Genomic DNA, 12,209 nt, shown 5'->3' with positions numbered 1-12,209 from the left:
CCGGTCAGCACCAGATTTTCCAGGTTGGCGCCAAGCGTGAAGTCGACCGAGGAGCGCACGGTATCGATTTCACTGGCCAGAGTGCTGGTTTCGATGACGGTGTCGCCGGCGTTGTCGACGATGTAGGTGTCGTTGCCCAGACCACCTTCCATGCGGTCGGCACCCAGGCCGCCGTCGAGGATGTTGTTGCCGTCATTGCCGGTCAGGACGTTGTTCAGGCTGTTGCCGGTACCGTTGAGGTTGTTGCTGCCGGTGAGGATCAGGTTTTCCAGGTTGGCGCCGAGAGCGAAGTTGACCGACGCCCGCACGGTATCGATTTCACTGGCCAGAGTGCTGGTTTCGATGACGGTGTCGCCGGCGTTGTCGACGATGTAGGTGTCGTTGCCCAGACCACCTTCCATGCGGTCGGCACCCAGGCCGCCGTCGAGGATGTTGTTGCCGTCATTGCCGGTCAGGGCATTGTTCGAACTGTTGCCGGTGGCCTTGAGGTCGGCGTTGCCGAGCAGGCGCAGGTTTTCGACGTTGGCTGTAAGGGTGTAGTCGATGCTGGAGAAAACGCGGTCGAGGGCGGTCAACGAAGTGTCGGTTTCGATGACCACATCGCCGACGTTGTCGACATAGTAGGTATCGAAGCCACCACCACCGATCATGGTGTCGGCCCCGGCGCCGCCATTGAGGGTGTTCTCCATGTCGTTGCCGGTCAGGGTGTTGTCCAGGCTGTTACCGGTGCCGTTGATATTGGTGTTGCCGGTCAGCACCAGATTTTCCAGGTTGGCACCAAGCGTGAAGTCGACCGAGGAGCGTACGGTATCGATTTCACTGGCCAGAGTGCTGGTTTCGATGACGGTGTCGCCGGCGTTGTCGACGATGTAGGTGTCGTTGCCCAGACCACCCTCCATGCGGTCGGCACCCAGGCCGCCGTCGAGGATGTTGTTGCCGTCGTTGCCGGTCAGGGCATTGTTCAGGCTGTTGCCGGTGGCCTTGAGGTCGGCGTTGCCGAGCAGGCGCAGGTTTTCGACGTTGGCTGTAAGGGTGTAGTCGATGCTTGAGAAAACGCGGTCGAGGGCGGTCAGCGAAGTGTCGGTTTCGATGACCACATCGCCGACGTTGTCGACATAGTAGGTATCGAAGCCACCACCACCAATCATGGTGTCGGCCCCGGCGCCGCCATTGAGGGTGTTCTCCATGTCGTTGCCGGTCAGGGTATTGTCCAGACTGTTACCGGTGCCGTTGACATTGGTGTTGCCGGTCAGCACCAGATTTTCCAGGTTGGCACCAAGCGTGAAGTCGACCGAGGAGCGCACGGTATCGATTTCACTGGCCAGAGTGCTGGTTTCGATGACGGTGTCGCCGGCGTTGTCGACGATATAGGTGTCGTTGCCCAGACCACCTTCCATGCGGTCGGCACCCAGGCCGCCGTCGAGGATGTTGTTGCCGTCATTGCCGGTCAGGACGTTGTTCAGGCTGTTGCCGGTACCGTTGAGGTTGTTGCTGCCGGTGAGGATCAGGTTTTCCAGGTTGGCGCCGAGAGCGAAGTTGACCGACGCCCGCACGGTATCGATTTCACTGGCCAGAGTGCTGGTTTCGATGACGGTGTCGCCGGCGTTATCGACGATGTAGGTGTCGTTGCCCAGACCACCTTCCATGCGGTCGGCACCCAGGCCGCCGTCGAGGATGTTGTTGCCGTCGTTGCCGGTCAGGGCATTGTTCGAACTGTTGCCGGTGGCCTTGAGGTCGGCGTTGCCGAGCAGGCGCAGGTTTTCGACGTTGGCCGTAAGGGTGTAGTCGATGCTGGAGAAAACGCGGTCGAGGGCGGTCAGCGAAGTGTCGGTTTCGATGACCACATCGCCGACGTTGTCGACATAGTAGGTATCGAAGCCACCACCACCGATCATGGTGTCGGCACCGGCGCCACCATTGAGGGTGTTCTCAAGATCGTTGCCAGTCAGGGTGTCGTCGAATGCCGAACCGATCGCGTTCTCGATTTTGGCGCCAAAGGCAATGGCCAGACCATCATTGATCATCGTTTGATTGGCGCCGTCGACGAACGCTTTACCGATTTGGCTGAAGGCACCTTCATTGAGATTCAGGCTGACCGGGGCCAATTGGTTGCTTGCATCAATCGTATCGTTGCCACCCGCGTCCCAAATCGTCTCGAATACAGATTGATCCGCGCCCCATTTGTAAACATTGTCACCGGTTTGCCAAAGCATATTGGCACCGTAGAGCTTCTGAATGACCAGAATATCCAGCAGCATCGGTGTGGTCGGCTGGTACGAATATGCGTTGTTGTAGCTCATGAGCGTGTAGTGCGAATCGTCCAGTACCGGCGCGATCACGTTGGTATTGGTCGGGCTTGCCTCGAAAGGATGCTTGAGACCAAGAGCATGACCAATTTCATGAATGAAGGTCATGTAGTCATAGGTGCCTTTGACAGGATTCGGATTATCCGTCGCGGGTCCGATCCAGACATCGCCGGCCAGTGGCTTTCTATCAGGAAAATAGGCCCAGGCAGCGGTTTTCGGATCCATGCCGGCGTAACCGCCGAAGCGCAGATCTCCCGCAGAGTTAAAGTTGTCACTGACCAGTGTGAACTTGATATTGGCTACGGAACTCCATGCGCTGAGGGCACTGGTGACAGCAGTCTGCTGGGCCGTGGTCAGGGCGAAACTGTTCAGGAATTCGTTATCAGGACTGTAGTCTTTTGCGAAGTACGATTGCCCGGGTGTGACGAAGCTGTATGTCAGCCGGGTTGAAAAAAAGTCCACACCACCGAAATCAGGGCTCAGCCACTGTGTGCCGTAGATCAGGCTGTCGGCTTGTGCATTGCCGGTTAAAAATGACGACTGAGTAAGCGCATAACCTAGTGGAGACGACATCTGGAAATCCTGAGTGGTGTTACGACCGTCCTGGCGTGGTCGCTGGTAAGAGATAATTTTGTATCAGATACAGCGTCAATTGATATCACCTTGCCATTATTTTTTTTGTCGTGACGCCAGAAAACTGACTCGCTTATTTATCGTTATGCGCAGCCGCATCTTTAGTGGAAATTCGGCTGGTATTCTTGGGGCTTTAATCCGCAGGGCCATTCGATGACGCTTTCCGCTCGTACACTTATCCGCGAAACCTTTCCCGTCGGCCCGCTCCAGTGCAACTGCACGATCATCGGCGATCCGCTCACGAAAAAAGCTATCGTCATTGACCCGGGCGGCAACCCCGATCTGATCATGGCGCGCCTCGATGCCCACGGTCTGAAAGTGGTCAGCATCATTCATACCCACGCGCATCTCGATCACTTCCTCGCCTCCGGGCAGATGAAGGAGAAAACCGGTGCGACCCTGCATCTGCACAAGGAAGACCAGTTCCTGTGGGACAACCTCGAGATGCAATGCCAGATGTTCGGCGTGCCGTACACACCCGTACCCTCGCCGGATCGCTGGTTGAGCGACGATGAAGAACTGGCCTGTGGCTGCGGTGTGGCGCTGCATACGCCGGGACATACACCCGGTTCCATGAGCTTTTGGTTTTCCGAGGCTAAGCTGTTGATTGCCGGCGACACGTTGTTTCGTCGCGGGGTAGGGCGCACGGATTTGTGGGGCGGCGATCAGGCGACCATCGTGCGATCGATCAAGCAGCGGCTGTACACCCTGGACGAAGATGCGACAGTGGTTGCCGGGCATGGTCCGGACACGCGTCTGGGGGATGAAATGCGCGAAAACCCGTTCGTGCGCGCCTAAACATTTTGTCACGAGTGTGCCGCGGAATTTTTGTGCATTGTCATGATCCAACGCCCGCACAGGTCTATTGCCTAGGGCCGCTGCCACACAGAATGCGAAAACCAGGAGCTCTTCATGTTCACCACGCCTCGTTTGATTATTGTTGCTACCGCTGTGGCCATGTTGGCCGGCTGCGCCTCGCCCAACCCGTATGACAATCAGGGCCAGGCCGATGGCGGCGGTGTGAGCAAGACCGCCAAATACGGCGGCCTCGGCGCTTTGGCCGGTGCCTTGGCCGGTGCTGCCATCGACCACAACAACCGCGGCAAGGGCGCCTTGATCGGCGCGGCGGTGGTGGGTGCTTCGGCTGCCGGTTACGGTTACTACGCCGACCAGCAAGAGAAAAAGCTGCGCGCCAGCATGGCCAACACCGGGGTTGAAGTGCAGCGCCAGGGCGATCAGATCAAACTGATCATGCCGGGCAACATCACCTTCGCCACCGATTCGGCGAACATCGCACCGAGCTTCTACCAGCCGTTGAACAACCTGGCGAACTCGCTGAAAGAGTTCAATCAGAACCAGATCGAAATCGTCGGCTACACCGACAGCACCGGCAGCCGTCAGCACAACATGGACCTGTCTCAGCGTCGTGCGCAGAGCGTGGCGACCTACCTGACCTCGCAAGGTGTCAGCGGTGCCAACCTGAGCGCCCGGGGCGCCGGTCCGGATAACCCGATTGCCAGCAACGGCGACGTCAATGGTCGCGCACAGAACCGTCGCGTCGAGGTCAATCTGAAAGCGATTCCGGGTCAGCAGTACGGTGGTCAGCAGCAACAGCCGGGTGCGGTGCAGCAGTATCCGTAACGCAATGGCTGCATGAAGAAATGCCCGGTCCTGGTGATCGGGTATTTTTTTGTGTGGCCTGTGCCGGCCCCTTCGCGAGCAAGCCCGCTCCCACAGGGAGGGTGTTGTTCACAGAATTTGTGTTCAACACGTAACCCTGTGGGAGCGGGCTTGCTCGCGAAGGGGCCGGGCCAATCACCATCAAAGCATCAGATACAAAAAAGCCCCCGGACAACCGAATTGTCCGGGGGCTTTTTGTCGGGCGCGAAACCCGATTACTTCTTCAGACCGTAATGCTCATCGAGCATGCCCGGCGAGTTCGGGGTTTTCGGCGCGTAGTCGCGTGGCGGCTCTTGATCGCGCGGCGGCGTCAGGCGTTCGCGCGGTGCCTGGGCGGCATCGGCGTGCAAAGCGGCGATCAGGCGTTGACGGGTCTGCTCGTCCAGGGCCAGGCGGTTGGCACCCTCGGCGAGATGATCCTGCACTTCCTGATAGCTCTGGGTCAGCTTCTTGACCAGCATCGCGGTGCTGTTGAAGTGGGTGACCACCTCGTTTTGATAGCTGTCGAAACGCTCCTGGATATCATCCAGTTGACGCTGCGTGCGGCTCGGCGCGGCATTTGGCGCGACGCGAGCGATCAGGAATCCAATGGCGACACCCACAACCAGGGCAAGAGTCGGTAACAACCAAACTAAGAGCGAGTGTTCCACGAGTCCTTCCTCTATAAACGGCTTTGCTTTACGTTAACGGCTCGAACCTGCGCTGTATACCGCGATTCACTCGCAATAGATTGGCACAGACAATTTGCTAGACGAGTCGACCCGATTCGAGGTCACGGAGTTCCTTCCTTGCTGATGCGTGAAACCCCTGTAGTGATTGCCGGCCCAGTCGGCCAGATTGAAGCGCTGTACCTGGACAATGAGCAGCCACGCGGTATCGCGCTGATCTGCCATCCGAACCCGGTGCAGGGCGGCACCATGCTCAACAAGGTCGTCTCGACCCTGCAGCGCACCGCGCGCGACGCCGGGCTGATCACCTTGCGCTTCAACTATCGCGGCGTCGGTGCCAGCGAAGGCGCCCACGACATGGGCAGCGGTGAAGTCGATGACGCCCAGGCTGCCGCCGCCTGGCTGCGGGAAAAGCACCCGGACCTGCCGTTGACCCTGTTAGGTTTCTCCTTCGGCGGATTTGTTGCAGCAAGTCTCGGCGGTCGTCTCGAAACCCAAGGCGTGCAGCTCAAGCAGCTGTTCATGGTCGCGCCAGCGGTGATGCGTCTGGGCGATCAGGATCAACTGCCACAGCGCGGCGAGCTGACCGTGATCCAGCCGGAAACCGACGAAGTGATTGATCCGCAACTGGTCTACGACTGGTCAGCAAAACTCCAGCGCCCCCATGAGCTGCTGAAAGTGGCAGAATGCGGACACTTTTTTCATGGCAAGCTAACCGATCTCAAGGATCTGATCCTGCCGCGTCTCTCGAATTGATTGCAGTCTGACAAGCGATTACCCATGACGAACCGTACCCGTATCCTCACCGGCATCACCACCACCGGCACGCCCCACCTGGGCAACTACGCCGGCGCCATCCGCCCGGCGATCGTCGCCAGCCGCGACAGCAATGCCGATTCGTTCTACTTCCTGGCCGACTACCACGCCCTGATCAAATGCGATGACCCGCTGCGCATCCAGCGCTCGCGTCTGGAAATCGCCGCGACCTGGCTGGCCGGTGGCCTCGATGTCGACCGTGTGACCTTCTATCGCCAGTCCGACATCCCGGAAATCCCAGAGCTGACCTGGCTGCTGACCTGCGTCGCCGCCAAGGGCCTGCTCAACCGTGCGCACGCCTACAAGGCCTCGGTGGACAAGAACGTCGAGACTGGTGAAGACCCGGATGCCGGGATCACCATGGGCCTCTACAGCTATCCGGTGCTGATGGCGGCGGACATCCTGATGTTCAACGCGCACAAGGTGCCGGTCGGTCGCGACCAGATCCAGCACGTGGAAATGGCCCGTGACATCGGTCAGCGCTTCAACCACCTGTTCGGCCAAGGCAAAGAGTTCTTCACCATGCCCGAAGCGCTGATCGAAGAAAGCGTGGCGACCTTGCCGGGTCTCGATGGGCGCAAGATGTCGAAGAGTTACGACAACACCATCCCGCTGTTCTCCAGTGCCAAAGAGATGAAGGATGCGATCTCGCGGATCGTTACCGACTCCCGTGCACCGGGCGAAGCGAAAGATCCGGACAACTCGCACCTGTTCACCCTGTTCCAGGCCTTCGCAACGCCTGCGCAGGCTGACGAATTCCGTAGTGAACTGCTCAGCGGTCTGGGTTGGGGCGAGGCGAAAAATCGTCTGTTCCAGTTGCTCGACAATGAGTTGGGCGAGTCCCGCGAGCGTTATCACCAGCTGATCGAGCGCCCGGCGGATCTGGAAGACATCCTGCAACACGGCGCGAAAAAGGCCCGTGCGGTGGCGACGCCGTTCCTCAACGAACTGCGTGAAGCGGTCGGCCTGCGTTCGTTCGTCAATCAGGTGCAAGTCGCGGCGACCACCAAGAAGAAAGCCGCGAAAGCCGCGCGCTTTGTCAGCTTCCGCGAAGACGACGGCAGCTTCCGTTTCCGTCTGCTGGCGGCCGATGGCGAGCAGTTGCTGCTGTCGCGCAACTTCGCCGACGGCAAAACCGCCGGTCAGGTGACCAAGCAACTGCAGGCCGGTCAGGCGCTGGATATTCGCAACGAAGACCTGAGCTTCAGCGTGTGGCTGGAAGGTGAGTGCGTTGGTGACAGCCCGGCGTTCGCCGATGCGGCTGCGCGGGACGCGGCCATCGAGGCTCTGCGCGTTGCGCTGACCCCGGTTCAGGACTAATCCGCGGCGCGGCCCGACCAAGGGCCGATTGCCATTCCTACGGGCCGTCGCTACAGTGACGGCCCGTTTTTGTTGCCTTGCTAACGAATTATGACGCCCCTAGAACGATACCAAGCTGATCTGAAACGCCCGGACTTCTTCCATGACGCCGCGCAGGAAACTGCCGTGCGTCATCTACAGCGCCTGTACGACGATCTGATCGCGGCCGAGCAGAACAAGCCGGGTTTGCTGGGCAAGCTGTTTGGCAAGAAGGATCAGGCGCCGGTAAAGGGCCTATATTTCTGGGGCGGCGTGGGTCGCGGCAAGACTTACCTGGTCGACACCTTCTTCGAAGCGCTGCCGTTCAAGGAAAAGACCCGCACCCACTTCCACCGCTTCATGAAGCGTGTGCACGAAGAGATGAAAACCCTCGGCGGCGAGAAAAACCCGCTGACCATCATCGCCAAGCGCTTTGCGACCGAGTCGCGAGTGATCTGCTTCGATGAATTCTTCGTTTCGGACATCACCGATGCGATGATCCTCGGCACGCTGATGGAAGAGCTGTTCAAGAACGGCGTGACCCTGGTCGCGACCTCGAACATCGTTCCGGACGGCCTGTACAAGGATGGCCTGCAACGTGCGCGCTTCCTGCCGGCCATCGCGTTGATCAAGCAGAACACCGAGATCGTCAACGTCGACAGCGGCGTCGACTACCGTCTGCGCCATCTCGAACAAGCGGAACTGTTCCACTATCCGCTGGACGAAGCCGCGCACGAAAGCCTGCGCAAAAGCTTCAAGGCCCTCACACCGGAATGCACCGCAGCCGTCGAAAACGATGTGCTGATCATCGAAAACCGCGAAATCCGTGCGCTGCGTACCTGCGACGACGTGGCGTGGTTCGACTTCCGCGAACTGTGCGACGGCCCGCGCAGCCAGAACGACTACATCGAGCTGGGCAAGATCTTCCACGCCGTGCTGCTCAGCGGTGTCGAGCAGATGAGCGTCACCACCGACGACATCGCGCGGCGCTTCATCAACATGGTCGACGAGTTCTACGACCGTAACGTCAAGCTGATCATTTCTGCCGAAGTCGAGCTGAAAGACCTGTACACCGGCGGACGCCTGACATTCGAATTCCAGCGCACCCTCAGCCGTCTGCTGGAGATGCAATCGCACGAATTCCTGTCGCGGGCGCACAAGCCTTAAACAGCTTCGGCAAAGAAAAAGGGCCTGCAATTGCAGGCCCTTTTTTGTGCGCTGAAGATCAAAAGATCGCAGGCTTCGCCAGCTCCTACAGGTGAACGCCATTCTGTAGGAGCTGCCGCAGGCTGCGATCTTTTGCTGTTATGCAGCCTGCTGAAACTGCTGCCGATACTGGTTCGGCGACAGTTCCGTATGCTGGCGGAACAGCCGCGCAAAAAAGCTCGCATCGTCGTAGCCGACCTCATAACTGATGGTCTTGATGCTCTTGCGGCTGCCGGACAGCAAGCCCTTCGCGGTCTCGATACGCAGGCGTTGCAGGTAATGCAGCGGTTTGTCGCCAGTCGCGGTCTGGAAGCGGCGCATGAAGTTGCGGATGCTCATGCCGTGCTCGCGGGCGACGTCTTCGAAGCGGAACTTGTCGGCAAAATGTTCTTCGAGCCAGTGCTGGATCTGCAGGATGATCACGTCCTGGTGCAGCTTCTGCCCGCCGAAACCGATACGTCCCGGTGAATAGCTGCGCTGCACTTCATACAGAATGTCGCGGGCCACGGCTTGCGCGACGTTGGCGCCGCAGAAGCGTTCGATCAAGTAGATATAGAGGTCGCAGGCCGAGGTGGTGCCGCCGGCGCAATACAGGTTGTCGGCGTCGGTCAGGTGCTTGTCCTGGTTGAGGTACACCTTGGGGAAGCGCTCGGCGAACGCATTGAAGAAGCGCCAGTAGGTGGTCGCTTCCTTGCCGTTGAGCAGACCGGCCTCGGCCAGCCAGAACACCCCGGTGGCTTCGCCGCAGAGCACGGCGCCGCGGGCGTGCTGCTCGCGCAGCCACGGCAGGATCTGTGGATAACGGCCGCACAGGGTTTCGAAGTCGTCCCAGAACGCCGGAAGGATGATGACGTCGGCGTTTTCCAGGCCGCCGTCCACCGGCATCATCACGTCACTGAAGCTGTTCACCGGTTTGCCGTCGGGGCTGACCAGGCGGGTTTCAAACGCCGGTGTCAGGCCGTGGCCCAGTTGTTTGCCGTAACGCAGGCTGGCCAGGTGGAAGAAATCCTTGGCCTGCATGAGAGTGGATGCGAAAACCCGGTCGATTGCCAGGATGCTGACGCGCCGCAAGGGCGTGGAGACTTGCTTGGACATAATTCAACTTTTGTTTTGTTTTTATAAGGGAAAGTGGTCACCAGACGGCTGGATCGTCTTATTTTTTGTCGGATGTGTCCAGTGTCCTGTATCGGAGGCGAGGCTTAGTCTCTGAAGGTCATATCCCTCCAACAAGAATGAAAGGTGCCGCATGATCCCCAGAACCTTGTTCAGCTCCGAGCACGAATTGTTCCGCGACAGCGTACGAACCTTCCTCGAAAAAGAGGCCGTGCCGTTCCATGCGCAGTGGGAGAAACAAGGCCACATCGACCGCAAGCTGTGGAACAAGGCGGGGGAGGCGGGGATGCTCTGTTCGCATCTGCCGGAAGAATATGGCGGCTTGGGCGCGGACTTCCTGTACAGCGCGGTGGTGATCGAGGAGGTCGGGCGTCTGGGGCTGACGGGTATCGGTTTCTCGCTGCATTCGGACATCGTCGCGCCGTACATCCTGCATTACGGCAGCGAGGCGCTGAAGCGCAAGTACCTGCCGAAACTGGTCTCGGGCGAGATGGTCACGGCGATTGCCATGACCGAACCGGGCGCTGGTTCTGACCTGCAAGGGGTCAAGACCACGGCGGTGCTGGACGGCGACGAGTACGTGATCAACGGCTCGAAGACCTTCATCACCAACGGCTTCCTCGCTGACCTGGTGATCGTGGTCGCCAAGACCGATCCAAAGGCCGGCGCCAAGGGCACCAGCCTGTTTGTGGTGGAGGCGAATACGCCGGGCTTCGAGAAGGGCAAACGCCTGGAGAAGGTCGGAATGAAGGCTCAGGACACGTCGGAATTGTTCTTCCAGGATGTGCGCGTTCCCAAGGGAAACTTACTGGGTCAGGCCGGGGCAGGGTTTGCCTACCTGATGCAGGAATTGCCACAGGAGCGTCTCACGGTGGCGATCGGCGGTCTGGCCTCAGCCGAAGCGGCGCTGAAATGGACGCTGGATTACACCCGTGATCGCAAGGCGTTCGGCAAGGCGATTGCCGACTTCCAGAACACCCGCTTCAAACTGGCGGAAATGGCCACGGAAATTCAGATCGGCCGGGTCTTTGTCGACAAGTGCCTGGAACTGCATCTGCAGGGCAAGCTCGATGTGCCAACGGCAGCGATGGCCAAATACTGGGGCACCGACCTGCAATGCAAGGTGCTCGACGAGTGCGTGCAGTTGCATGGTGGCTACGGCTTCATGTGGGAATATCCGGTGGCGCGGGCGTGGGCGGATGCGCGGGTGCAGCGGATCTATGCCGGCACCAATGAAATCATGAAGGAGATCATTGCGCGGTCGCTGTGAGTTTTGCAGTGAATTGACAGGCCCTTTCGCGAGCAAGCCCGCTCCCACAGGTATGGAGTGATCTTTGTGGGAGCGGGCTTGCTCGCGAAGCTTTTAGCGGTCGATCAAGGCGCCGGATTCGGATGATCCTTGTGAATCGCCTCGATCCCCGCCAGCACTTCATCGGAAAGTTTCAGATCAAAACTGGCAATGTTGCTGTCCAGTTGCGCAAGCGTGGTCGCGCCAATGATGTTGCTGGTGACGAACGGTTGCTGGGTGACGAACGCCAGGGCCATTTGCGCCGGATCCAGACCGTGTTCACGGGCCAGGGCCACATAACGGCTGCAGGCGGCTTCCGATTGCGCGTTGAAATAGCGGCTGAAGCGGCTGTAGAGGCTCAGGCGGCCTTTTGGCGGACGAGCGCCGCCTTCGTACTTGCCGGACAGGAAACCGAACGCCAGCGGCGAATAGGCGAGCAGGCCGCACTGTTCACGGATAGCGATTTCCGCCAGGCCGATTTCGAAGCTGCGGTTGAGCAGGTTGTACGGGTTCTGGATCGACACCGCGCGCGGCCAGCCACGGGCCTCGGCCAGGGCGAGGAAGCGCATGGTGCCCCACGGCGTCTCGTTGGACAGGCCGATGTGGCGGATCTTGCCGGCCTTCACTTGCTCGTCGAGCGCTTCGAGGGTGTCTTCTAGCGGCGTCAGGTTGGCTTCGATCTTGTGCTTGTAACCCAGTTGACCGAAGAAATTGGTGCTGCGCTCCGGCCAGTGCAATTGATACAGATCGATGTAGTCGGTCTGCAAGCGCTTGAGGCTGGCATCCACCGCTTCGGTGATGTGCTGGCGGTTGTGGCGCAGGTTTTTGTCGCGGATGTAGTCGATGGTGTTGCCCGGGCCGGCGATCTTGCTGGCGAGGATCCAGTCGGCGCGGTCGCCGCGACTTTTGAAGTAATTGCCGATGTAGCGCTCGGTGGTGGCGTAGGTTTCGGCTTTTGGCGGCACCGGGTACATCTCGGCGGTGTCGATGAAATTGATCCCGGCTTGCTTGGCCCGCTCGATCTGGGCGAAGGCTTCAGCTTCAGTGTTTTGCTCGCCCCAGGTCATGGTGCCGAGGCAGATTGCACTCACGTTCAGGTCGGTACGGCCTAGCTGGCGATAGTCCATCGGGTGCTCCTTGGGGAAAAAAATAAATAAATCG

General features: G+C 59.4%; 10 protein-coding genes. 6 read left to right on the top strand and 4 right to left on the bottom strand.

All coding sequences use genetic code 11. The features are described from left to right. A partial coding sequence (locus ACIOUG_RS25380; RefSeq protein ID WP_401069703.1) for a matrixin family metalloprotease occupies positions 1 to 2,879 on the bottom strand: 2,879 nt, incomplete at its 3' end. Positions 2,880 to 3,092: 213 nt separating this feature from the next. Between ACIOUG_RS25380 and ACIOUG_RS25375 the strand changes: the two genes are divergently transcribed. Beyond that, complete coding sequence (locus ACIOUG_RS25375; protein WP_401069701.1) at positions 3,093 to 3,737, top strand: MBL fold metallo-hydrolase; 645 nt, start codon at positions 3,093 to 3,095, stop codon at positions 3,735 to 3,737. A gap of 114 nt (positions 3,738 to 3,851) precedes the next feature. Continuing rightward, complete coding sequence (locus ACIOUG_RS25370; protein ID WP_401069699.1) at positions 3,852 to 4,580, top strand: OmpA family protein; 729 nt, start codon at positions 3,852 to 3,854, stop codon at positions 4,578 to 4,580. Positions 4,581 to 4,834: 254 nt separating this feature from the next. Here the strand turns inward: ACIOUG_RS25370 and ACIOUG_RS25365 are convergent, their stop codons facing one another. Beyond that, positions 4,835 to 5,269, bottom strand: a complete 435-nt coding sequence (locus ACIOUG_RS25365; RefSeq protein ID WP_064392879.1) for a YhcB family protein — start codon at positions 5,267 to 5,269, stop codon at positions 4,835 to 4,837. A gap of 144 nt (positions 5,270 to 5,413) precedes the next feature. Here ACIOUG_RS25365 and ACIOUG_RS25360 point away from each other — a divergent pair, with 144 nt between their 5' ends. The 3 genes from ACIOUG_RS25360 (at position 5,414) to zapE (ending at position 8,608) form a co-directional block, all read left to right on the top strand. Continuing rightward, positions 5,414 to 6,043, top strand: coding sequence for an alpha/beta hydrolase (locus ACIOUG_RS25360; RefSeq protein ID WP_401069709.1), 630 nt, complete (start codon positions 5,414 to 5,416; stop codon positions 6,041 to 6,043). A 24-nt stretch (positions 6,044 to 6,067) separates the two neighbouring features. Further along, complete coding sequence (locus ACIOUG_RS25355; protein WP_401069696.1) at positions 6,068 to 7,423, top strand: tryptophan--tRNA ligase; 1,356 nt, start codon at positions 6,068 to 6,070, stop codon at positions 7,421 to 7,423. A gap of 90 nt (positions 7,424 to 7,513) precedes the next feature. Then, the gene (zapE, locus tag ACIOUG_RS25350) at positions 7,514 to 8,608 is read left to right on the top strand and encodes a cell division protein ZapE (protein ID WP_108590186.1); all 1,095 of its coding nucleotides are present in this window, start codon (positions 7,514 to 7,516) and stop codon (positions 8,606 to 8,608) included. 138 nt (positions 8,609 to 8,746) lie between these two features. Here zapE and ACIOUG_RS25345 read toward each other — a convergent pair whose 3' ends face one another. Then, entirely contained in the window at positions 8,747 to 9,643 is an 897-nt protein-coding gene (locus ACIOUG_RS25345) for a GlxA family transcriptional regulator (RefSeq protein ID WP_171061848.1), read from the bottom strand. A 250-nt stretch (positions 9,644 to 9,893) separates the two neighbouring features. Here ACIOUG_RS25345 and ACIOUG_RS25340 point away from each other — a divergent pair, with 250 nt between their 5' ends. Continuing rightward, positions 9,894 to 11,030: an acyl-CoA dehydrogenase family protein gene (locus ACIOUG_RS25340; RefSeq protein ID WP_401069693.1), complete on the top strand. Its 1,137-nt coding sequence runs from the start codon at positions 9,894 to 9,896 to the stop codon at positions 11,028 to 11,030. 104 nt (positions 11,031 to 11,134) lie between these two features. Here the strand turns inward: ACIOUG_RS25340 and ACIOUG_RS25335 are convergent, their stop codons facing one another. Further along, positions 11,135 to 12,175 carry an NADP(H)-dependent aldo-keto reductase gene (locus tag ACIOUG_RS25335; protein WP_401069706.1) on the bottom strand — a complete coding sequence of 347 codons (1,041 nt, stop codon included), beginning with the start codon at positions 12,173 to 12,175 and terminating at the stop codon, positions 11,135 to 11,137. Between the last annotated feature and the right edge of the window lie 34 nt (positions 12,176 to 12,209).

It is taken from the genome of Pseudomonas sp. NPDC087803 (genome assembly GCF_044742995.1).
GTDB lineage: Bacteria > Pseudomonadota > Gammaproteobacteria > Pseudomonadales > Pseudomonadaceae > Aquipseudomonas.
Note: the sequence above shows the minus strand (reverse complement) of the source record. Positions and strands in the feature narration are given on the sequence as shown.